Raw genomic sequence first — 21,948 nt, forward strand, 5'->3', positions numbered from 1 at the left:
CAACTGCTCTTTCTTATTTATTTAGCATAATCTACTGCACGAAGCTCGCGAATCACGGTTACCTTGATATTTCCTGGGTAATCGAGATTGTTTTCAATTTTCTCACGAACTTTATGAGCCAAGATTGTGACTTTGTCGTCCTTGATTTGTCCTGGATTGACCATGATGCGGATTTCACGACCTGCTTGAAGGGCAAAGCTAGTTTGTACCCCTTCAAAGCCGTTAGCAATTTCTTCCAAATCATGAAGACGCTTGATGTAGCTTTCAAGAGACTCACTACGAGCACCTGGACGGGCTGCACTCAAGGCATCTGCCGCAGCAACGATCACTGCAATGACGCTTTCAGGTTCTACATCGCCGTGGTGACTAGCAATCGTATTCACTACAACTGGGTGTTCCTTGTACTTACGGGCCAATTCCATACCGATTTCAACGTGGCTACCTTCAACCTCGCGGTCAATGGCTTTCCCGATATCGTGAAGGAATCCAGCACGACGGGCAAGAGCCGCATTTTCACCAAGTTCGCTCGCCATGATACCAGCCAACTTAGCAACCTCAATCGAATGACGCAAGACATTTTGTCCATAAGAAGTACGGAACTGCAAACGTCCCATAATCTTCATCAAGTCTGGATGAAGGTTTGGCGCACCAATCTCATAGGCCGCTGCCTCACCGTATTCACGGATCTTATTGTCAATCTCTTGACGGTTTTTCTCAACCAACTCTTCGATACGAGCTGGGTGGATACGACCATCTTTGAGCAACATTTCCATAGTCATACGGGCAATCTCACGACGAATCGGGTCAAATCCTGACAAGGTTACCACTTCCGGTGTATCGTCGATAATGACATCAACCCCTGTCAAACTTTCAAAGGTACGAATGTTACGACCTTCACGACCAATAATGCGTCCCTTCATAGTATCGTCTGGCAGATGAACCGTTGAGTTTGTTGACTCCGCTACATATTCACCAGCGATACGTTGCATAGCTTGAACCAGGATGTCCTTGGCCATTTTGTCAGAACGTTCCTTAACCTCTTGCTCAGCTTCGCGAATACGGCTAGCAATCTCCTTGGTCAAGTTTTCCTCTGTCTGAGCCAAGATAATATCTCGTGCTTCTGCCTGAGACAGGGCACCAATACGCTCTAACTCTGCTTCTTTTTGTCTTTCGACTTCCTCTAATTGCTCTTCACGCGCATCAAGGTTTTTCGCTCTATCAGAAATACTTTGTTCTTTTTGTTCAAGTGTTTGTTCTTTACTCGTCAAATTGTCGTCCTTACGGTCGAGGCTAGTAGCTCTCTCTGTCAAACGACTTTCGATTTGTTTGAGTTCTTGACGTTCTGATTTGAATTCAGCGTCCACTTCTTCACGGTATTTTCTGGCTTCTTCTTTGGCCTCCAATAGTGCTTCTTTTTTAAGAGACTTGCTTTCACGCTTGGCTTCATTAACAAGTAAATCTGCTTCACGCTCAGCTTGTCCACGTAAATTAGTTGCTTCTTGTTCAGCATTTAAAAGCATCAACTCTGCAGCTTCCTGAGATGATTTCATCTTAGCTGAGATGCTGACATATCCAATGACTAAACCAATGATGACGGCAAAAACAGCAATCGCAAGCGACATGATTTCCATGTTTTTACCTCATTTTATTGTTATTCCGAATGACATACATTCTTTTACATTCTACCATAAAAAAGTGATTTTCACAAACCTAAAATAGAATATGTTTTGGGGAAATTGGAGTTTAATTACCTTTAATTTATTAGCGTAATCTCTATTTCTTAGAAATCCTAGTTTAGTAAAGATTTGAGAAAAAGCCTACTTCACAGTAGACTTAGTAATGATCTTTGAAAGACAAGAAAGCCACGCTATCCCCATCCATCATATAAATCAAGCGATTTTCTGCGTCGATACGACGTGACCAGGCTCCTTGGTAGTCATACTTGAGTGGTTCTGGCTTACCTATTTCTGTAAAGGGATCACGTTGAATATCCTTGATTAGTTTATTGATTCTTTTTAACGTTTTCTTGTCCTGAGTTTGCCAGTAGCAATAATCTGCCCAGGCATCTTCTGTAAACTTGAGCAGCATTTCTTACTCCTCAATAACATGGATCTGAGTACTTCCAGCACGGACTTGAGCCATTCCTCGCAAAACCTTATCTGATAACTCCTTATTTTGAGTGATTCTCAAGGTTTCCTGAATACTGTCCCATTCGCTCTTTGAAAGAACTACAATGTCCTCGTTTGGATTTTTATTGACCACCGTCAAAGGCTCAAATTCATCATTTACCTTTTTCATGTAGTCTTTTAAATGATTTCGGAATGTTGAGTAAAGAACTGCTTCCATAACCATACCTCGTTTTACCTCTTTTCCACTATTATACACGAAAAGAAAGAATTTGTCAGGAACTTGTACAAGATTTTCTTTTCTATCTATTTATTCGTAAAAAATCTCAAAAAGTCCACCTTTCAGTAGACTTAGTTTGTTTCTATTCTTATCGGCACTCTTCCAAAATTCTGCTCTGCTATACTTGATTTTCCCAGTTGGTAAATCTGGTCTGCTTTTTGGGTCATAGCATCCCAAGGTTCTTTGCCAATTCGGCTGACTAGATTGACCTGTCCCTTCAAGGACTTGAGGTGTTGCCTGCCTTTTTCAGTAAAGCCAAGAACATGAATAGCTTCTGGTAAGTCACTTTCTCTGGCCTGCACCAAGATATAGGTCAAGAGGCGTCTGACACGCGCCTTGGTGTAACGTTTGGTCGCAACCTCCTTAACCAAGTCTTCCACAGACTGGGCTGTTTTAATAACCTCTTTAATGCGCACAGCCATTTCTTGATTGACCTGATAGATGGTGGTTAAGTCGGGATTTGACAAGATTTGATAGCGGAGCAAGGGAAAATAGTCGTCCCAACTCACCTTATTAGCATTTTCAAAGAGGTCAACCGAAGGCATAAAACGTTCTAAGAAATTTTTGTCCCTTTGGTGCTGACGAAGGGCTGTCGCCGAAGCAAAGTCCACATCCTTATCCACAGAATGATAGCCAGCCCCCTGACGCTGAATCGGATGCAGCTTGATGTTTCGTCCAGCAACCGCCTTGACATAGGCCAGAGCAAGGACATGGTTGGGCGTATTGCCAGAAAAATCAAGACCAGCAAATTCCTTCCACATGACCTGAGTTTTCTGAGGATAAGAGAGAGAGTCAGGCAGATTTTCCACAAATTTCTCCATCTTAGTAGCCTGCTCTGTATATAAGTCAGCGATTTTCTGGTAATCTAGAACTTCCTCCGTCCCAAAAACTAGACTATCAATGCCCAAGCGTATCAAGATATCCACAGCTCCTTGACCGAAGAAATCCGCCGCCTGAACACTGACTAAAAATGGCAATTCCACTACCAAGTCTGCGCCATTTTCCAGTGCCATCTGGGCCCTTGTCCACTTATCCACAATAGCAGGCTCGCCACGCTGCATGAAATTCCCTGACATGGCTACGATTTTCAGCCCCTCAGCCTGATCCAGCAGGTATTTGTGTCCATTATGAAAAGGATTAAACTCCGCGATAATACCCGTGATGGTCATAGTAATCTCCTACTTCTGCGCGACAAAAAACCAACGGGTGCTAGTTTCTGTAGGCTCTTTATCCTCAAAGTCTGCATAGAGTTTGAAAGACTTAAATCCGGCCTGTTCCAGCAAAATATCATAGGTCAAGACCTCATAGGTCCGCTCCTCATGCACTTCATCGTGACGACTAAAGGAGCCATCCGCTTCCTTGACAAAGAAAGTCAACTCATGCACGATGGAGTGAGGCGTCGCATCCTCATAGGTATCCCAAAGCATAGCGAAATCTTCCGCATTTTCATGGTAGGAATAGCCTGGAAAAACCTCGTCCGTCTGGTAGGTCGAATGCACATCAAAGATAAAGACACCATCTTCGTTGAGAGCATTATAGACTTCTTTAAAAACGTCCCCGACTTCCACCTCATCCTGCATGTAACAGATTGAGTCCGAATAACAAGTGACAAAATCATATTGACCTGCCTTGGACAAATCCAGCATATTGCCTTCAATAAAATCAATCTTTTGCTTGGCTGAAGTCGCTCTCTTCTCCGCAATCTTCAACATATCCCCACTCAAGTCAAGTCCAGTCACATCAAAACCAGCCTGAGAGAAGCGAACAGACTGGATACCTGTCCCACAAGCCAATTCCAAAAGTTTCTTTTTCTCCTTGGTCTTAGGCAAATGACGCAGAGAAAAATCAGTCCATTTATCGTATAAACTGTCATCCATAACCGCATCATAGACCGCCGCAAAAGTTTCATAAGTTGCCATAATCATGATACCAAGAGCCTCCATGGCAAACACCACTCGCCCTATACCTTTCTATCACATTCCTTTTAAAATAAGCAAAGAAACCCAGTTGACTACAACTGAGTTCATCTTCTAAGCAAGAGCTTCTGAAATATCTACTGAATTTGCCTCATGCCATAGTTTTTCTAAGTTATAGTGGGCACGCATTTCTTCTGAAAAGACATGCACGACAACAGCACCGAGGTCTAGCAAGACCCAGCCTCCAGCCGCATCTCCTTCGACATGACTGCCTTTAAAGCCTGCTTCCGCTACTTTTTCACGGATATTATCAGCGATAGCGTCCAACTGACGGCTATTCATTGAACTAGTAATAACAAAGTAATCCGTCACACTAGTCAAATCTTGTACGTCAAGTGCGAGGATATCCTCCGCACGTTTCTCATCAGCCGCTTTCACGACTAGTTCTAGTAATTCTTTTTCGTTCATTTAGTCCTCTTTTTAGAAAATATGTTTGTAATCTAGGACATCTGCAAAGCGCCCCTCCCAAATGCCCTCATAAAATTCATTAATCGTTTCTGCTGGAATGTCATCCCCATCAAAGGTTGTGACAGCACCTTCTGGAATAATCAGCTTATAGCCATATTCAAAGGCAACCTTGACAGAGGTATCCACACAATATTCTGTCTGCATACCACATAAAACTAATTTTTCAATCCCCTGTTTATCCAAGTATTCTTTTAAGCCAGTTTCTTTGAAAATACTGTTATACTTCTTCTGAAAGACCTTTTCATCAGTTTTTCGATTTAAAAGCGCAGATAACTGCCAATCTTCTGATGTTTGAGCTTCAGAGTTCTCAATATGTTGAACATAGATAATTTCAATATTCTTGCTTCTAGCCTGGTTTTGTAAATAAGAAATTTTTTCCAATAGACTTTTTGTCTGGAACCCAGTTTCTACTAAAACATTCTGAACATCAATGATTATAAAAGCCGTCTTCATTTAGTCCTCTTTCAAATAGTGCACAAAGGCGTTATAGGTTTCAAGGGTTTGGGGATAGATGGCAAATCCCTGATGAGCTAGATGCTCCACAGTGCGAGCTGTCTCATAAGCTACTGCCTTATTAAGTGATAGACTTGCAATCTCACGTGCCACATCAACTCCTGGAAAGGCACGATTATGCTCGATATAGTCTGCTACATAGATAACCTTATCTAAGTCTGTCATCTGAGCCGCCCCGACTGTATGGATTTCAATGGCTCGCAGGATTTCTGGATCATGCAAATCCAAGTCTTCTTGAATCTTGTAAATTCCGACCATACCATGCCAGACATTATTGCCCCAGTTTTTGAGGTCAGGATCCAGCTGATAACGATCAATCAAGTCTAGAAATTCCTGATCTGACAGCTTTTTAGCATAGTCATGAAGAAGACCTGCTAGACCAGCTTTCTCGGCATCTACTCCAAATCGTTGGGCTAGTTCTATGGCTGCACGCTCCACACCCAAGCAATGGGTTAAACGTTTTTCAGGTAGAAGCTCTGCCATTTTTTCCAACAAAGTCTCACGAGAGCAGTTGATATAGTCTTGATAGTCCATTAGTAGAGACCCTCCTTCTCGATGTAGTCTAGCACCGGCTGAGGTAGGAGAAAGTTGGGTTTCCGTCCTTGGGCAAGGAAGTCACGCACCATGCTGGATGAGATATCCATGAGAGGTACATCCACCCAGATAACTGGATAGGAAGTCCCTGCCTTGTAGCGTGGGCGCTGAACTCCCACAAACTGAACCATATCTACCAGTTCATCAATTCGGTACCACTTGGGCAGATAGTCCACCATGTCGGCACCGATGATAAAATAATAATCTGTATCTGGATTCTTCTCAGTTAGAAGCTTCATGGTGTCGTAGGTGTAAGAAATGCCCTTGCGCTCCAACTCAATGGTTTCAATGGCTAGTCCTTCAATCCCCTCAATCGCCAACTCAAGCATCTTGAGACGATGGTGTTCAGGGATGGTTTCCTTTTTATCTACATGAGGAGGTTGGTATTCAGGCATGAGCAGAACCTGGTCCAATCCCAACTGCTGGCGTACTTGATCCGCAACAATAAGATGGGCATTGTGAACAGGGTTAAAATTCCCCCCTAAAATCCCAACTTGTTTGCGTTTTTTCTCCTTGATTTCTGGCTCCAACTCTATCTTAGTAAAGGGAGTCAATAATTCGATTGCCATAGGCTAGTCTCCTTTATTTCTCTGTAAAAAACAGTTGTTTGGAGTATGGGGGTCAAATTTCTTTGACTTTTTTAGAAATCTTGCGATTCTCTTTCTTGCTGGATTGTTTAAACAAAATCAAGATGCGTCCGATTTTTTGGACTGTATCCACACCGATTTCTTCTTCCAAAATTTCAGCTACTTCGTGGATATTTTCATCGGTGTTTTGCAAAAGAGTAACCTTGATCAATTCACGGGCATCAAGAGCCTGACGGACGCTGGTTTTGATTTGGTCGTTGAGTCCATTTTTCCCGATTTGGATGATGGGTTTGAGGGTGTGTGCCTGACTGTTGAGGAAGGCACGTTGTTTTGATGTTAATGACATAATTTCTTTAAAAGAGTTTCTTTTTATACTTTTCTGAAGTGGTGACGGACGTCAGCAAAGTCCTTCGGACTTTCATGACTAAAATTTGAGCCTAAGGTCTCAAATTTTCCGCAGTTGGTACAATCACTTGTACCAACTAGCACCACAGCGAAAAGTATTCCCTATGGGGCTCGCCCTGCTCGTCCGAGTTCAGAAAACCCTTTCCTTTCTGTGTTTAAATAATTGCTTTTCGTGTGACGACGGCGACGCCTTCTGGTGCCCAGACGGCGACTTTTGCGGTGCCTGTTACGCGAATCCAGCCGAGTCCAGAGATGACTAGGTCTGTCTTGTCCTTAATGTTAAAGACATGTTGGACTAGTTTTGGAAAATCTTCTTTTTCCTTGCTATTTGGTGGGGTTAGAAGAGTTCCAAGGTGCTTGTCGTAGAAAGCACCAGCGCCTTCAAGCTTAGTACGATGGAGTTTCAATTCATTGTCAAAGAAGGCAGTGAAACCTTGCTTCTCACCCGCAATGAAGTCAAAACGTCCGAGACCACCTAAAAATAGAGTTTGTTCAGGATTGAGCTGATAGGTTTTAGGTTTGATTTCCTTTTTAGGGCTGACATACTTGAGGTTTTTGGCCGTCAAGTAGTGGGCCATCTGGTGGCGGTGGATAATCCCCGGCGTATCGTAGATATAAGATCCGTCGTCAAGCGGAATCTCAATCTTATCCAAGGTTGTCCCTGGGAAACGCGAAGTCGTAATGACATTCTGATCACCCGTGATTTCTTGGATAATGGCATTGATTAGAGTTGATTTTCCAACGTTGGTCACACCGACCACATAGACATCACGGCCCTTACGGTAGTGTTCAATCTTGTCGATGACTTCCTTAATGGCATATTTGTTTTGTGCTGAAGTTAGGACGACATCGACTGGACGAAGACCTTCTTCGTGGGCACGTTCCATGAGCCACTGGCTAATCTTGCTCGGCTTAACTGACTTAGGCAGGATATCTTTTTTATTCCCGACCAAGAGGACATCATTACCCGATACAAAACGTGGCAAACCTGGGATAACAGAGCCATTAAAGTCAAAGATGTCAATGACATTGACCACCAAGGCATCACTATCTCCCACCTCGTGCAAGAGTTTGAGGAAATCATCGTCCGTCAACTGGACATCCGTGATTTCATTGTAGTGGCGGAGACGGAAACAGCGTTGGCAATAGACTTCGCCAGTCTCCAAACCTTTTTCGAGTGCCGACTGGGGAGTAAAGCCAAGACCAGCCTTGTCTGTCGTCTGAATGGTTGCTCCACAACCAATACAGAGAATTTCTTCCATAGTTAAATTCCTTTTTTATATGTAATCGGTCCGTACGTTTCAGTGATTTTTCGCATCACACGACGCTCACGAGCTCGGTTAATCTGTGTTTTAATCGAGTCATGTTGGACCAAGGGTTTGACTAAAATCGAGCGAATGCCAGCACGGTGGGCTGCTCGTATATCTGTCATGAGCTGGTCGCCAACCATGACCACTTCGCTTTTCTCATAGTGGAATTCCTTCATGGCACGGTCAATCCCAAATGTGAAGGGTTTCAGAGCCCAATAGACGTAATCAATTCCAAACTTCTCAACTGCTCTTTGGACGCGTTTCTTAGTGTTATTTGAGACTACGATAATGCGAATGCCCGCGTCCCGAAGATCATGTAGCCATTGCTTCATCTCTGGCGTCCCATCAGGGTTGTTCCAAGCAATGAGGGTATTATCCAAATCGACCAAAACAGCCTTGATTCCCTGCGCCTGCAGGCTTGGGACTGTCAGATCATAAACTGCTTCCACAGCAAAATCTGGCATGTAATTTTCAATCGCCATTCTGGCTCCTTCTCTTTTATTTTCTAGTAATTTTCTTCATCCATTGAGATAAGGCTGCCCATAAAATCAAGCTAGCCATTAAGATATAAATCCAAGCATTTGGCTCTTCTGTAAATGGTAGAGGAACATTCATTCCGAAGAAACCTGTAATAACCGCAAGTACTGCTAGTAAGACGGAGATAATAGTCAAAATTGACAAACTATCATTCAAGTTATTGTTTAGGATGTTGTTGTAAGAAGCTGAGAGTTGTTGCAAGACTTGAGAAATCAAGTCTGTCATAGACACCAACTGATGGGCTTCAATCATGGCATCATCAAACTGCTCTCGTTCGACATCATTAAATCTCCGATAAAGAGCATGGCCCTGGATATGTTCCAAGAGGAGTCGATTTTGTTTTGCTGCTGCTGTCAAGTAAACCATACCAGTCTCCAAGTCAGAGAGGGCGAAGAGATTTTTCTTTGTTGTAGTTTGACGTAGCAAGGCACTAATTTCGTCCTTACTTTTATCCATCTCTTCAATGACAGGATAATAAGCGTTACTGATAATCTCTAAACCAGCAAAGAGAAACTTGTAAATAGAAAGCGACTCATGGCTATCCAGATAAGCTGACATCTGATCAATGACATAAGCATTCTTATGGTTGCTGATGGTAATCATTCGTTGTCTTTCGACGATAAAGGTCATGGGAATCGCTTCATAATATTCTTTGTCTTTTTCTAAATCAAGAACATTATAAATAAAGGTTACCGTCTCCGTTTCACGGTTATAATCCATATGAGCTCGTTCATTTCTATCCAGAGCATACTCAATGGTTTCCTTGTCCAATCCATAGATGTCAGAAAGATCTTCCATATTTTTAATCTTATCCACATCAAGGTCTATCCAAATACAACCATTGCCCAACTGCTTTTCTAAAAACATCTTTTTTTCTCCTTTATTAAACTCTTTCTATTGTACCACAAATTACTTAAAATAACAGGTCTAGTCTGTGCGTGAGAAATTGCTAACAACCGTGATATTTCGGTTAGGGACAAAGTGAAGGGCTTGCTCCTCGCTACGAAGCTGGGTCGTACGAATTCCCACGCTGACGACCTTGCCCGATACAGTAATAGGACCATTTGTCAGAACGACCTCATCTCCCACATCCAGTTGACGTTCAAAAAGGATGAAAAAGCCATTGATGACATCAGACAGAAAACCTTGGGCTCCCATCCCAATGGCCACCCCAGCAATCCCAGCTCCAGCCAACAAACTAGATACAGGTAAGCCTAAAATCGATAAAATACAGTAGAGTAAAAAGAAATATAGCGTATAATTAAACACATTTTCTAGTAAACGCGCAATAGTCTTTTGGCGCCCGACATCATGATGAGACATTTTTAGAGAAGGTTTGACAATTCTCTGCACCATAGTATGAAGCATTTTTTTAGCAATATAAAATACAATCAAAAGCAGTAAAAGAGAAATGATCTTGGTGAGAATATTCTCGATAATAGTTGTCACATCTAGCTTTTCAATATAAGCTTGAATAAATTTTTGCATATAAAACTCCTTTATTTCATTATACCATACTTTTATCGGTCTCATTCTCCATAAATATTCAAAAAATAGACAGAAAATTCTTGATTTTGCCTATCATTTATACTATAATCATAATCACTACATAAAAAGGAGATTATTATGAAAAGAATCATTCATGCTTGGAATAAGGCAAGCCTTGTCAAGCGTATCTTGATTGGTATGCTTTGTGGGGGAATCCTAGGACTGACCCTTCCTAATCTCTCAGGAATTGGGCTACTCGGGGATTTATTCGTCGGAGGTCTAAAAGCTGTTGCTCCTATCCTAGTCTTTGCCCTCGTTGCCAATGCCCTTTCCCAACATCAAAAGGGGCAAGATAGCAATATGAAAACTGTTATTTTCTTGTATATCCTAGGGACTTTCGCTGCTGCTCTTGTAGCTGTACTAGCAAGTTTCATCGTCCCTATTGAAATTACCCTAAATAGTGCCAATACTGAAATTGCACCACCAGATGGGATTGGGCAGGTCCTCAGCAACCTCTTGCTCAAACTGGTTGACAATCCAGTCAATGCCCTCATTACTGCCAACTACATCGGTATCCTATCTTGGGCAGTTGTTTTCGGAATTGCCATGAGAGAAGCCAGCAAAAATAGTAAAGAATTGCTAAAAACTATCGCTGACGTGACTTCTAAAATTGTCGAATGGATCATCAACCTGGCTCCATTTGGAATCCTTGGTCTTGTCTTCAAAACTATTTCCGATAAGGGAATCGGAAGCCTTGCCAACTACGGTATTTTATTGGTTCTATTAGTAACGACTATGCTTTTTGTTGCCCTTGTGGTCAACCCTTTGATTGCCTTCTTCTTTATGAGACGCAATCCTTACCCTCTAGTTTGGAACTGCCTCCGTGTCAGCGGTGTGACAGCCTTCTTCACTCGTAGTTCTGCGGCTAACATTCCTGTCAACATGAAACTCTGCCATGACCTCGGGCTAAACCCAGATACCTATTCTGTTTCTATCCCACTTGGTTCTACTATCAACATGGCAGGGGCAGCGATTACCATTAACGTTTTGACCCTTGCTGCAGTAAATACTCTGGGAATCCCTGTTGACTTTGCCACAGCCTTTGTCCTCAGTGTAGTAGCAGCTATCTCAGCCTGTGGTGCTTCTGGTATTGCGGGAGGTTCCCTCCTTCTTATCCCAGTTGCTTGTAGCCTTTTCGGTATTTCTAACGATATTGCCATGCAAGTTGTTGGGGTTGGATTTGTGATTGGGGTCATCCAAGACTCATGTGAAACAGCCCTTAACTCTTCTACAGATGTTCTCTTTACCGCCGTTGCCGAATACGCAGCAGCCCGTAAAAAATAACTCATAAAGGCAAGCCTGCTCAGGTTTTGTCTTTTGCTCTTTTATTCTAACTTATACTCTTCGAAAATCAAATTCAAACCACGTCAGCTTCGCCTTGCCGTACTCAAGTACTGCCTACGGCTAGCTTCCTAGTTTGCTCTTTGATTTTCATTGAGTATTATCAGGAAATTCTTATGTCTATTAGCCAACGTACGACCAAGCTCATCTTAGCTACCTGCCTTGCCTGCCTGCTTGCTTATTTTCTCAATCTTTCCTCAGCAGTTTCGGCCGGAATTATCGCTCTCTTGAGCCTATCTGATACGCGTAGAAGTACTTTAAAACTGGCTCGCAATCGACTCTTTTCCATGCTCCTAGCTCTGGCTATCGGTGTTCTAGCTTTTCACCTGAGCGGATTTCATATCTGGAGCCTCGGCCTCTATCTAGCCCTCTATGTTCCCCTGGCCTATAAGATGGGCTGGGAAATTGGCATCACACCAAGTAGCGTGTTGGTTAGCCATCTCTTGGTGCAAAAATCAACCTCTCCAGACCTTCTAGTCAATGAATTCCTTCTCTTTGCTATCGGTACAGGATTTGCCTTACTGGTCAATCTCTACATGCCTTCACGAGAAGAGGAAATCCAGCACTACCACACGCTGGTGGAAGAAAAGTTAAAAGATATCCTCCAGCGTTTCAAATATTATTTATCCAGAGGGGATGGACGCAACCGAGCACAGTTGGTAGAGGAATTAGACACACTTTTAGAAGAAGCCCTCAGACTGGTCTATTTGGATCACTCTGACCACCTCTTTCACCAAACCGACTACCATATCCACTACTTTGAGATGAGACAGCGACAAAGTCGTATCCTGCGAAATATGGCCCACCAAATCAACACCTGTCACCTAGCTGCCAGTGAAAGCCTGATTTTGGCCCAACTCTTTTCAAAAATTGCTAGTCAACTAAGCCAGACCAATCCTGCTTCTGATTTGCTAGATGAAATTGAACGCTATCTGGAAGTCTTCCGGAACCGCAGTCTGCCCAAGACAAGAGACGAATTTGAAACCCGTGCCACCCTTCTTCAACTCCTACGTGAAGCCAAAACCTTCATCCAAGTAAAAGTTGATTTTTACCAAAAATATGGACAGTAAAAAAGAAAACCACTAAAAAACAGAACTTGCTAGCTCTTTTGAAAAGTAGTATAATTATTGCATGCACAATCATCTTGTGATGCAGAGACTGTCCGTAAATGGACTTTCTTCTATTTACAACTCTAAAAAGAAAGGAGATACTATGACCTATTTGGAAAAATGGTTTGACTTCAATCGGCGTCAGAAAGAAATTGAAAGTCTCTTGGAAGAGACCATTGCCCAGAAGAGCGAGCAAAGTCTGACCTTGAAAGAGTTTTACCTGCTCTACTATCTGGACTTGGCTGAAGAAAAATCTCTACGCCAGATTGACCTGCCAGATAAGCTTCATCTGAGCCCGAGCGCTGTTTCTCGGATGGTGGCTCGTTTGGAAGCTAAAAATTGCGGTCTGCTCAGTCGCATGTGTTGCCATCAAGATAGACGCTCTAGTTTTATCTGCCTGACAAGTGATGGGCAAAAGACACTGACCTCGCTACAAAAGGCTGTCGAAGCAAGCTTGGAAACTGGTTTGGATTTCTTGATTTGAGATGATTTTAGAAAAAAGTTGCGTGCGCAATCATTTTTCTTGACATTCTCTTCTACAAGGAGTAAAATAAAGTCATCATTAAACAAAGGAGTTTTAAACATGATTGAAATCACCTATTTAGATGCCAGCAAGAACGAAAGAACTGTGACTTTCGAGTCTTATGAAGACTTTGATCGTTCGCAGCAAGCTTGCCTTATCGGCGTCGCAGACTACTACCCTGTCCAAAAATTGACTTATAAGGGTCATGATTTGGACTACCATGGGACTTATGGAGACATCTTCTTCTATCTCAAGAAACAAGATTTAAGCCAATATAACTAAAAAAGGAGAAATACAATGGCAAAAGCAATTACAGATGCAACATTCGAACAAGAAACAAAAGACGGTTTGGTCTTGGTAGACTTCTGGGCAACTTGGTGTGGTCCATGTCGTATGCAAGGTCCAATCTTGGATAAATTGTCTGAAGAACTTTCAGAAGATGTCTTGAAAATCGTTAAAATGGACGTTGATGAAAATCCAAACACAGCTCGTGCTTTTGGAATCATGTCTATCCCAACTCTTCTCTTCAAAAAAGACGGCCAAGTTGTCAAACAAGTTGCTGGTGTTCACACAGCAGAACAAATCAAGGCCATCGTTGCTGAATTGAGCTAATCAAACTAGAGACCAAGTACTTTCTTTGGTCTCTTTTTTCTTGCTCTTTGCCATTTTTCAAAAAATATGCTAGACTGTAAGTAGAATATTACGATGTTTGGGACATGCCATCGCTAAAAAAAACCTTGACTTGGTATTTTTTAGCTCCCTCAAGGGAGCTTTTTGCGTGCTCTGAACATTTCCCATTTTGGAAGGAGTACTATGAAACGTCAATCTGCCTTGGTCGTCTTTAGTGGCGGTCAAGATTCTACAACCTGCCTCTTTTGGGCTAAAGAACACTATGAAACAGTCGAAGCTGTCACCTTTGCCTATGGCCAACGCCACCATCTTGAAATTCAAGTTGCCCAAGAAATCGCTAAGGAACAGGGGATTCGCCATCACATCCTAGATATGTCTCTGCTGGGACAAATCACTGAAAATGCCCTGACCTCTGATATGGAGATTGAGCAAAAAGAAGGAGAGATTCCCAATACCTTCGTTGATGGTCGCAACCACCTCTTTCTATCCTTTGCGGCTGTTCTTGCTAAGCAACGGGGCATTAAAGACATCGTGACAGGTGTCTGCGAGACAGACTTCTCAGGCTACCCCGATTGTCGGGATGTCTTTGTCAAATCCCTTAATGTTACTCTCAACCTTGCCATGGATTACGACTTCGTTATCCAAACGCCTCTCATGTGGCTAGACAAGGCTGAAACTTGGGAATTAGCCGACCAACTCGGTGCCTTTGACTATGTTCGTGAAAAGACATTAACCTGCTACAACGGAATTATCGGGAGTGGCTGTGGAGATTGCCCAGCCTGCCACCTACGTCAACATGGGTTAGATGTTTATCTCTCACAGAAAGGAGAAGACTAATGTTTTTTGCACCCAAAGAAATTAAACAGGAAACTGGGGAGTCTCTTGTCTACAATCCTCACAGAACCTTGGTATCAAAAGAATTTACCTTCGATGCTGCCCACCACCTCTTTCACTATGAGGGAAAATGCAAATCCCTGCACGGCCACACCTATCATCTGCAGATTGCTGTCAGTGGATTTTTAGATGAACGGGGCATGACCTACGATTTCGGAGACATCAAAGCAATCTACAAGAACTACTTAGAGCCCCACTTGGATCATCGCTATCTCAATGAAACCCTGCCCTATATGAACACGACTGCTGAAAATATGGTTTACTGGATTTTCCAAACTATGAGTCAAGAGTTGCCAGACGAGCGTGGTCTCCGTTTGGAATACGTTCGCCTCTATGAGACTCCGACTGCCTTTGCGGAGTTTAGACGGGAGTGGTTAGATGACTAGGGAACGTGTCCTCAAACTACCAGTTTTGGAAATTTTTGGCCCAACCTTTCAAGGCGAAGGCCGTGCTATTGGGCAGAAAACCATGTTTGTCCGCACTGCAGGTTGCGACTACTACTGCGACTGGTGCGACTCTGCCTTTACTTGGGATGGTTCTGAAAAGCCAACTCGTATGACTGCTGATGAGGTCATTGCTGCCTTGGATAAATTGGGGAGCTACGACTATGTAACCCTATCTGGTGGAAATCCTGCCATCCTAGCAGCCAATATGGCCGAATTGGTCACTAAGCTCAAGGAACGCGGTGTCACCCTTGCTGTCGAGACTCAAGGTTCTCGCTGGCAAAATTGGTTAAAAGACATCGACCAAGTCACCCTGAGTCCCAAACCTCCTTCATCCAAGATGGAAGTCAACTTTGAGACCTTGGACTTTATCGTTTCCCAACTGGATCCAGACAAGGTCACCTTTAAAATCCCTGTCTTTGATGATGCAGATTTAGCCTTTGCTAAAGGAATACAAGAACGCTACCAACCAGATGTCCTCTTCTTATCGGCTGGAAATCCTGAGCCCAAGGCCACAGGCAATATTATCCAAGATCAACTGAACCGTCTCAAAGAACTCTGGGAACGCGTCGCTACTGACGATAGCTGGGGCAATGTCCGCGTCCTTCCTCAACTCCATACCCTCCTCTACGATAACCAACGTGGTGTTTAAGATTAGAAAGAAAAAATCATGTCACAACAAGAAGAAATGAAAAACCTAAGCCTCCTCGGCAACAAAGAAACCAACTATATCTTTGACTATCAACCAGATGTCCTCGAATCTTTTGACAATCGTCATGTGGAAAATGACTATTTTATCAAATTTAACTGTCCTGAATTTACCTCGCTTTGCCCTATTACCGCTCAGCCAGACTTTGCGACTATCTATATTTCCTACATCCCTGACAAGCTCTGTGTTGAGTCAAAATCCCTCAAACTCTACCTCTTTAGTTACCGAAACCACGGAGATTTCCACGAAAACTGTATCAACACCATCGGGAAAGACTTGGTCAACTTGCTAGACCCTCGCTATTTAGAAGTCTGGGGAAAATTCACTCCGCGCGGTGGCATTTCAATCGACCCCTACTACAACTACGGTAAACCTGGAACTAAGTTTGAAGGCTTGGCAGAACAACGCCTCTTCCAACACGACCTTTATCCAGAGAAAATTGACAACCGCTAAACTCATACGAAAAAGCCCTGTTCCTCAAGATGAGGAGCAAGGCTTTTTGAGTTTCAATTATTCTTCTGTTCCAAGGAAGTTTTTCGCAACAAGGGCTGCAAGAACTCCACCAGCGATTGGTGCAAGGATGAAAATCCAAACTTGTTGAAGGGCTGCGCCGCCTACCAAGACAGCTGGTGCCAAGCTACGAGCTGGGTTTACTGAAAGTCCAGTAATCTTCAATCCGACAAGAATCATCGCCATCAATGACAAACCGATTACCAAACCAGCAATCGCGCCATTGCCCTTACTTTCTGAAGTCACAGTCATGATAACCAAGACAAACAAGAAAGTTGCGATGATTTCAAACAAGAAACCACCAAAGACAGTGACACCGTTTGCCAAGGCATTTTCACCAAGGCTAGCAGTTGACATACCTGAATTACCCAAGAGGAAGAAGACTGCGCCAGAAGCGATGAAAGCTCCAACAACCTGACCAAGGATGTAGTTTACAAGTTCTGAAGATGACAAACGTTTGTTAACAAACATAGCAATCGAAACAGCCGGGTTCAAGTGAGCACCTGAAACAGTTCCGATTGAGTAGGCTGCCACCACGATTGCCAAACCAAAGGCAAAGGCGATTCCAAGGTGACCAAGGCCATCAAGACCATTTCCAAAAACAACAGCCCCTGTCCCAACGAACACAAGCATGAACGTACCGATTAACTCAGCGACAAATTTTTTCATTCTCTTTCTCCTTTTTTCAAAAACTAGATACTAGTCTATCAAAAGAGGGAAAAGGTTTCAAGAAAATTGATTGGAAATTTTCAGGATAGAATTCTATAAAAACGGTAGCATTTATTTGAAACATTTTTTCTAAAGTTATATAATGTCAATATAGTTCTAATTAGTTATTCAGTCCCTAATTTGAACTAATTTTTACAACTTTGCTGTTCTTTTATGAACGTTTAAATGGTATCGTGGATACCAAGGAGGAATCATATGTCTAAAGTTGCTATTGTCACAGGTGCAGGTCAAGGAATCGGTTTTGCAATCGCAAAACGATTGGTTCAAGATGGCTTTAAGGTAGGAGTCTTAGACTACAATCCCGAAACAGCTGAAAAAGCTGTTGCCGAATTATCAGCTGAAAATGCCTTTGCTGTCGTGGCCGATGTTTCGAAACAGGCAGAAGTTGCACAAGCATTTCAAAAGGTTGTTGACCATTTTGGTGATTTGAATGTTGTCGTAAATAACGCTGGTGTTGCTCCCACTACTCCTCTTGATACAATTACTGAGGAACAATTTACACGCACTTTCGGTATCAACGTTGGTGGTGTCATTTGGGGTTCACAAGCTGCACAAGCACAATTTAAAGCACTTGGCCACGGAGGTAAAATTATCAACGCAACCTCTCAAGCTGGTGTAGTCGGTAATCCAAATCTAACTGTTTATGGTGGAACCAAATTTGCTGTTCGCGGAATTACGCAAACATTAGCACGTGATTTAGCAGACTCAGGCATCACTGTTAACGCCTACGCACCAGGTATTGTGAAAACACCAATGATGTACGACATCGCTCATGAAGTTGGTAAAAATGCAGGAAAAGATGACGAATGGGGTATGCAGACATTTGCAAAAGATATTACTCTAAAACGTCTATCTGAACCAGAAGATGTGGCTGCTGCCGTCAGCTTCCTTGCAGGACCAGATTCAAACTACATTACAGGACAAACCATTATCGTTGATGGTGGTATGCAATTCCATTAAGATACACAAAAAGAGGTTGGAAAATGATTCAACCTCTTTTGTTAGTTTTCATTATTAGTTAGGAGGATACAATAGAAACTCTTTCAATAAGTACTATTAGCTTATCTCTAGTATTGAAAAGACTGGATAGCTTCTTTCAAGTCATCTTGTAAACTATTTCTCTGGTCAAGTTGGACATAGACTTCCAACAGACAGGATCTGAAGTTGGAAAATTTATAAAAATCTTTCCTTTCTTCTATCGGAAAATCAACAGTTTTTATCCAAGAAGTCACTTGCTCTTGCTCCAACTTCCCTTGTAAAATCGGTTCATAAAGCACTCTGGCTAAACGCCAATCTTCATCATCTGTAAAACGAATGGTAATTCTTTTAAATAAATGATCAAGTATGTCAAATACTTCATGAATTCTGTTTTTAGGAAAGTCTGGATGACAAACCACCTCTGTCAGTAAATCGGCTCCATGTGCAAAAGCATGAACCCAACCATATTGACTTGAAAAACCCCTTGTATCCTTTTCTTTTGAAAGATAACACAAACCTTGATTTAAAAGGACATTACGAATTCCTGCATTTAATTCCTGATAAAAAATCGATTGCTGGTTGGCATCCGCAGACAAGAGATTTACATAAATAAGCGCCCTAAAAGAACGTTCAAGGGTTGACAAGCCTACCTTATCAATCTCTTTATCTAACCCTCCATCAGATGAAATCCCTTCAGCAATGAAATAAAATTGTTCCTGTGTAAATAGCTCTTCCTGAATCCCCCTAGCAAAGCTTGTAAAAACAAGCTCATCGCGAATTTCTGGAGAAGAATCTCCCAAATGGTCAAGCAACCATTGGATTTCTTCCTCATGATAACTTGGTTTTTCTTCTGCTATTTTTCTGAGTAACTCTTGATACATGGTCAATACCTCTACATTTCTAGCAACTTGATATAATCTAGACCCCATTTCTCGACAGCATCTAAAACAACTCTGAATTCCTGCCCCATTTCGGTTAAGCTGTACTCAACTCGTGGTGGAACTTCGGCATAGACCTTTCGTTGAACAATCTTATCCTTTTCTAATTGACGGAGATGACGGGTCAAAATAGTTTGAGTAATCCCAGGCAATAATCTCTGCAATTCTTTAAATCGTTTGGTACCCGTACTCAACTGATAAATGATTACCAGTGCCCATTTCCCCGTTAAAACCCTCTGCGTTGTCGCAAATGGACAAATACCATACTCACTCACTTTATTTGTCATAAAATATCTTCTTTCTATTTTTTTAAAAAAATTTATCTTTTAGTATCAATAAAAGTACCACTTTTGATACTAGCTATCGAAAAAGTGTCTACTTGTTTTTTTGTTTGTAACTGTTACAATTATATCATAAAAAAGAAATGGAGAATAGATATGTCAACAAACTTAGAAATTTTCAACGCTTATAACCAAGCTTTAATTGCTGGTGACTTTCCTGGTGTCTTTGAAACGATGGCAGATGATATTATCTGGCATCAACCTGGTACTCATAGTATATCTGGTACAGTTGTTGGTAAGGACAAGCTAGGACCTCACTTGGCTACATTTGCTGAGAAAACCAATGGAACCTTTAAGGTGATAACAAATTGGGTTTCTGACAATAAGGATTTAATCGCAGCTAATGTTACTTTTCTTGGAACACGTGCTGATGGTACTGAACTCAATATGAACGGGATTGAACTCTTCCGCATTGAAGACGGAAAAATCAAAGAAGTTTGGCTCTTCTCTTCAGATCAAGCTGAAGAAGATAGCTTTTGGGGATAATTTAAGAGGCCAGGACAAAAAATTTTGATTTTAGGAATTCTTTATTCTAAATTTTTAAATCGATAGATTAGAAAAAAAGCGAACAAGACAGAATTCTGAGTTTCAGATAACTCGTTTTGTTCGCTTTTTATATTTAAGGTTAGACTTTTGTCCCAGACTCTTTTAATTTACTCTCCCAACTGGGCACTGTAAGCGATGATCTGGTCAACTGTGTCTGACAAGAATTGAATTGTATCACGGAGTGGTTTATCTGTTGAAATATCAGCACCGATAATCATAGCTGACTCAAGTGGTGTCTTGCTACCACCTGATTTGAGAAGTTTGAGCCAGTCTTCAGCTCCAGTTTCTGAATGTTTCAAATGGAGGTAACCAGCAGTCGAGATGACTAGTCCTGCTGAGTAAGTGTAACTATACAAGCCCATGTAGTAGTGAGCTTGGCGCATCCAAGTCAAAGCTGCATCATCGTCAATTTCAATGGCATCTCCCCAGAAATCCGTCAAGACTTCCTTCATAATACTGTTGAGTTTACTTGCTCCAAAGGTTTCTCCTTCTTCAATCAATGTATACACCTTACGCTGGAAGGCTGCTTCCAAAAGGTGAGTGATAAAGTTATGGAAGTAGGTGTCTGTCAAGCGGTGAGCAAGAGCAAAGCGTTTTTGACGAGGGTCGTCAGACTGGTGCTCCAAGTAGTCACTGAGAAGCAATTCATTGAAGGTTGACGGCGCTTCAACATAGTAGGTCGACATATGGGCGTTGAAGTAGCTTTGGTGATTATCTGAAAAGATGAATTGACCAGAATGCCCAATTTCATGAATCAAGGTATAGACATCGCTCAAACGGCCTGTCCAGCTCATGAGGACATAAGGATGCACGCGATATGGGTCTGCCGCATAGCCACCAGAATTCTTACCACTATTGGCAGCAAAGTCCACCCAGCGCTCTTCTTGATAGCGAGCAACTTCCTGACAATATTCTTGTCCCAAAGGTTCTACCGACTTCATGACCAAATCATAGGCGTCGTCAATGGTCACTTGAGGATTGAGGGCACTATCCAAATCCAATTTCCAGTCTGCAAAGGTCATCTTTTCAAGACCATTTACCTTGGCAACATGCTTGAGGTATCTCTGAGCAACGGGCGCAAAATCCTTCATGATGAGGTCAATCTGACGATCAAACATAGCACGGTTCACTTCTTGCTCAACCAGGAGATAATCAAAGACTGAGTCGTAACCCTTCATATCTGCTAGTAGTTTTTCAGACTTGACTTGGGCTAGATAGGCTGCAGCGGCCGTATTTTGGTGCTTACGAAGTCCCTCTGAGAAGGAACGGAAGGATTTCTCACGAACCTCAGCATCCTCATGGTTTTGGTAGAAGTTTTCATAGGTAACAAAGCTGTTTTTGTAGGTCTTGCCATGGGCTTCAAAGTCAGCCATTTCAAAATCCCCAGCTCGCATCTTAGTGTAAATGTCCTGCGGACTGTAGAAAACTTCTCCTAAATTGGTCAATGCCTTCTCCACATCAGCCCCTAAGTAGTGGGCTTTTTTGATTTTTGCCTGACGAATGGCCGCCGTCAAATGAGGTAATTCACCCAAACGATCCAAGACTTCCTCATCAGCTTCCACCAAGGCATCGTCAAAGAAGGTCAAGGCTACACTGGCATCTGTTTCAAATTCCATCCCAGCTTGGGCGATATTGGCAAATTCTTCATTGCTATAGTCTGTCGTCTGAGGCATAAAACCATAGTTTCCAATATGGCTCATCTGAATGTAGATTTGTTCCAATTCCGCAAAGGCCTTTTCAAAATCCTCAAAAGTATGAAGATTGCCCTTGTAATCACGACTAAATTGGTTGATGTCTTCACGAGCCTTCTCGATCGCACGTAAGAAATCCTCACGATCTTGGTATAGGGCTGTTAAATCCCAAAGTTCCTTCTCTGGAAATTCTGAACGGTGTTTTTGTTCCATTTTCTTCCT

Annotated in this window: 29 protein-coding genes; 11 read left to right on the top strand and 18 right to left on the bottom strand. The window is 42.3% G+C overall.

Annotated elements, in window-relative coordinates; translation table 11 throughout:
- Positions 1 to 17: 17 nt before the first annotated feature.
- The 14 genes from OC530_RS06770 to OC530_RS06835 all read right to left on the bottom strand — a co-directional run bounded on the left by OC530_RS06770 (position 18) and on the right by OC530_RS06835 (position 10,284).
- Entirely contained in the window at positions 18 to 1,631 is a 1,614-nt protein-coding gene (locus OC530_RS06770) for a ribonuclease Y (protein ID WP_049511849.1), read from the bottom strand.
- A 202-nt stretch (positions 1,632 to 1,833) separates the two neighbouring features.
- Positions 1,834 to 2,088 carry a Txe/YoeB family addiction module toxin gene (locus OC530_RS06775; protein ID WP_218764346.1) on the bottom strand — a complete coding sequence of 85 codons (255 nt, stop codon included), beginning with the start codon at positions 2,086 to 2,088 and terminating at the stop codon, positions 1,834 to 1,836.
- A gap of 3 nt (positions 2,089 to 2,091) precedes the next feature.
- The gene (locus tag OC530_RS06780) at positions 2,092 to 2,346 is read right to left on the bottom strand and encodes a type II toxin-antitoxin system Phd/YefM family antitoxin (protein ID WP_218764345.1); all 255 of its coding nucleotides are present in this window, start codon (positions 2,344 to 2,346) and stop codon (positions 2,092 to 2,094) included.
- A gap of 131 nt (positions 2,347 to 2,477) precedes the next feature.
- The gene (locus OC530_RS06785) at positions 2,478 to 3,575 is read right to left on the bottom strand and encodes a nucleotidyltransferase (protein ID WP_262080752.1); all 1,098 of its coding nucleotides are present in this window, start codon (positions 3,573 to 3,575) and stop codon (positions 2,478 to 2,480) included.
- A 9-nt stretch (positions 3,576 to 3,584) separates the two neighbouring features.
- Complete coding sequence (locus tag OC530_RS06790) at positions 3,585 to 4,325, bottom strand: class I SAM-dependent methyltransferase (protein ID WP_025170714.1); 741 nt, start codon at positions 4,323 to 4,325, stop codon at positions 3,585 to 3,587.
- A gap of 111 nt (positions 4,326 to 4,436) precedes the next feature.
- Positions 4,437 to 4,790: a ribosome silencing factor gene (gene rsfS / locus OC530_RS06795; RefSeq protein ID WP_001003006.1), complete on the bottom strand. Its 354-nt coding sequence runs from the start codon at positions 4,788 to 4,790 to the stop codon at positions 4,437 to 4,439.
- Positions 4,791 to 4,802: 12 nt separating this feature from the next.
- Complete coding sequence (locus tag OC530_RS06800) at positions 4,803 to 5,303, bottom strand: cysteine hydrolase family protein (RefSeq protein ID WP_000844710.1); 501 nt, start codon at positions 5,301 to 5,303, stop codon at positions 4,803 to 4,805.
- Positions 5,304 to 5,897 carry a bis(5'-nucleosyl)-tetraphosphatase (symmetrical) YqeK gene (yqeK, locus tag OC530_RS06805; RefSeq protein WP_262080756.1) on the bottom strand — a complete coding sequence of 198 codons (594 nt, stop codon included), beginning with the start codon at positions 5,895 to 5,897 and terminating at the stop codon, positions 5,304 to 5,306. It lies immediately after the preceding gene.
- Positions 5,897 to 6,526: a nicotinate-nucleotide adenylyltransferase gene (locus OC530_RS06810; protein ID WP_112443859.1), complete on the bottom strand. Its 630-nt coding sequence runs from the start codon at positions 6,524 to 6,526 to the stop codon at positions 5,897 to 5,899. Before OC530_RS06810 ends, yqeK begins: the two co-directional genes overlap by 1 nt.
- Positions 6,527 to 6,578: 52 nt before the next feature.
- Positions 6,579 to 6,890 carry a ribosome assembly RNA-binding protein YhbY gene (yhbY, locus tag OC530_RS06815; RefSeq protein WP_000060169.1) on the bottom strand — a complete coding sequence of 104 codons (312 nt, stop codon included), beginning with the start codon at positions 6,888 to 6,890 and terminating at the stop codon, positions 6,579 to 6,581.
- Between the two features lie 214 nt (positions 6,891 to 7,104).
- Positions 7,105 to 8,211, bottom strand: a complete 1,107-nt coding sequence (gene yqeH, locus OC530_RS06820; RefSeq protein WP_173282462.1) for a ribosome biogenesis GTPase YqeH — start codon at positions 8,209 to 8,211, stop codon at positions 7,105 to 7,107.
- A 2-nt stretch (positions 8,212 to 8,213) separates the two neighbouring features.
- A complete protein-coding gene (locus OC530_RS06825; protein ID WP_125443532.1) occupies positions 8,214 to 8,741 on the bottom strand; it encodes a YqeG family HAD IIIA-type phosphatase in 528 nt (175 codons plus the stop codon).
- A 16-nt stretch (positions 8,742 to 8,757) separates the two neighbouring features.
- Positions 8,758 to 9,663 (bottom strand): magnesium transporter CorA family protein, encoded by a 906-nt coding sequence (locus OC530_RS06830; protein ID WP_173282461.1) that lies wholly within the window; start codon positions 9,661 to 9,663, stop codon positions 8,758 to 8,760.
- A gap of 60 nt (positions 9,664 to 9,723) precedes the next feature.
- The gene (locus OC530_RS06835) at positions 9,724 to 10,284 is read right to left on the bottom strand and encodes a mechanosensitive ion channel family protein (protein ID WP_001168881.1); all 561 of its coding nucleotides are present in this window, start codon (positions 10,282 to 10,284) and stop codon (positions 9,724 to 9,726) included.
- A 138-nt stretch (positions 10,285 to 10,422) separates the two neighbouring features.
- Here OC530_RS06835 and sstT point away from each other — a divergent pair, with 138 nt between their 5' ends.
- From sstT to queF, 9 genes are all read left to right on the top strand, one after another.
- Positions 10,423 to 11,628 (top strand): serine/threonine transporter SstT, encoded by a 1,206-nt coding sequence (gene sstT, locus OC530_RS06840; RefSeq protein WP_119943197.1) that lies wholly within the window; start codon positions 10,423 to 10,425, stop codon positions 11,626 to 11,628.
- A 173-nt stretch (positions 11,629 to 11,801) separates the two neighbouring features.
- Positions 11,802 to 12,755: an aromatic acid exporter family protein gene (locus OC530_RS06845; protein ID WP_164226100.1), complete on the top strand. Its 954-nt coding sequence runs from the start codon at positions 11,802 to 11,804 to the stop codon at positions 12,753 to 12,755.
- Positions 12,756 to 12,897: 142 nt separating this feature from the next.
- Positions 12,898 to 13,278 (top strand): MarR family transcriptional regulator, encoded by a 381-nt coding sequence (locus OC530_RS06850; RefSeq protein ID WP_112443854.1) that lies wholly within the window; start codon positions 12,898 to 12,900, stop codon positions 13,276 to 13,278.
- Between the two features lie 99 nt (positions 13,279 to 13,377).
- Positions 13,378 to 13,599 carry a DUF4649 family protein gene (locus OC530_RS06855; RefSeq protein ID WP_000570253.1) on the top strand — a complete coding sequence of 74 codons (222 nt, stop codon included), beginning with the start codon at positions 13,378 to 13,380 and terminating at the stop codon, positions 13,597 to 13,599.
- A gap of 15 nt (positions 13,600 to 13,614) precedes the next feature.
- Positions 13,615 to 13,929 carry a thioredoxin gene (gene trxA / locus OC530_RS06860; protein ID WP_001029581.1) on the top strand — a complete coding sequence of 105 codons (315 nt, stop codon included), beginning with the start codon at positions 13,615 to 13,617 and terminating at the stop codon, positions 13,927 to 13,929.
- Between the two features lie 201 nt (positions 13,930 to 14,130).
- Positions 14,131 to 14,784 (top strand): 7-cyano-7-deazaguanine synthase QueC, encoded by a 654-nt coding sequence (queC, locus tag OC530_RS06865; protein ID WP_262080776.1) that lies wholly within the window; start codon positions 14,131 to 14,133, stop codon positions 14,782 to 14,784.
- Positions 14,784 to 15,227 carry a 6-carboxytetrahydropterin synthase QueD gene (gene queD / locus OC530_RS06870; protein ID WP_000464575.1) on the top strand — a complete coding sequence of 148 codons (444 nt, stop codon included), beginning with the start codon at positions 14,784 to 14,786 and terminating at the stop codon, positions 15,225 to 15,227. The genes queC and queD overlap by 1 nt, the downstream gene beginning before the upstream one ends.
- A complete protein-coding gene (gene queE, locus OC530_RS06875; protein ID WP_262080779.1) occupies positions 15,220 to 15,936 on the top strand; it encodes a 7-carboxy-7-deazaguanine synthase QueE in 717 nt (238 codons plus the stop codon). Before queD ends, queE begins: the two co-directional genes overlap by 8 nt.
- A gap of 18 nt (positions 15,937 to 15,954) precedes the next feature.
- Complete coding sequence (gene queF, locus OC530_RS06880) at positions 15,955 to 16,446, top strand: preQ(1) synthase (protein ID WP_173233178.1); 492 nt, start codon at positions 15,955 to 15,957, stop codon at positions 16,444 to 16,446.
- A gap of 57 nt (positions 16,447 to 16,503) precedes the next feature.
- Here queF and OC530_RS06885 read toward each other — a convergent pair whose 3' ends face one another.
- Entirely contained in the window at positions 16,504 to 17,172 is a 669-nt protein-coding gene (locus tag OC530_RS06885; protein ID WP_173233180.1) for an MIP/aquaporin family protein, read from the bottom strand.
- Positions 17,173 to 17,427: 255 nt separating this feature from the next.
- Between OC530_RS06885 and OC530_RS06890 the strand changes: the two genes are divergently transcribed.
- Positions 17,428 to 18,192: a (S)-acetoin forming diacetyl reductase gene (locus OC530_RS06890; RefSeq protein ID WP_000048147.1), complete on the top strand. Its 765-nt coding sequence runs from the start codon at positions 17,428 to 17,430 to the stop codon at positions 18,190 to 18,192.
- Between the two features lie 107 nt (positions 18,193 to 18,299).
- Here the strand turns inward: OC530_RS06890 and OC530_RS06895 are convergent, their stop codons facing one another.
- Positions 18,300 to 19,091 (bottom strand): DUF2785 domain-containing protein, encoded by a 792-nt coding sequence (locus OC530_RS06895; RefSeq protein WP_262081011.1) that lies wholly within the window; start codon positions 19,089 to 19,091, stop codon positions 18,300 to 18,302.
- An 11-nt stretch (positions 19,092 to 19,102) separates the two neighbouring features.
- Entirely contained in the window at positions 19,103 to 19,435 is a 333-nt protein-coding gene (locus OC530_RS06900; protein ID WP_000182730.1) for a helix-turn-helix domain-containing protein, read from the bottom strand.
- 150 nt (positions 19,436 to 19,585) lie between these two features.
- Here OC530_RS06900 and OC530_RS06905 point away from each other — a divergent pair, with 150 nt between their 5' ends.
- Positions 19,586 to 19,975: a nuclear transport factor 2 family protein gene (locus tag OC530_RS06905; RefSeq protein ID WP_262080789.1), complete on the top strand. Its 390-nt coding sequence runs from the start codon at positions 19,586 to 19,588 to the stop codon at positions 19,973 to 19,975.
- Between the two features lie 167 nt (positions 19,976 to 20,142).
- On the opposite strand, the gene pepF is transcribed toward OC530_RS06905, so the two are convergent.
- Positions 20,143 to 21,939, bottom strand: coding sequence for an oligoendopeptidase F (pepF, locus tag OC530_RS06910; protein ID WP_262080791.1), 1,797 nt, complete (start codon positions 21,937 to 21,939; stop codon positions 20,143 to 20,145).
- Positions 21,940 to 21,948 lie beyond the last annotated feature (9 nt).

Source organism: Streptococcus sp. Marseille-Q5619 (assembly GCF_946901205.1).
Lineage (GTDB): Bacteria > Bacillota > Bacilli > Lactobacillales > Streptococcaceae > Streptococcus.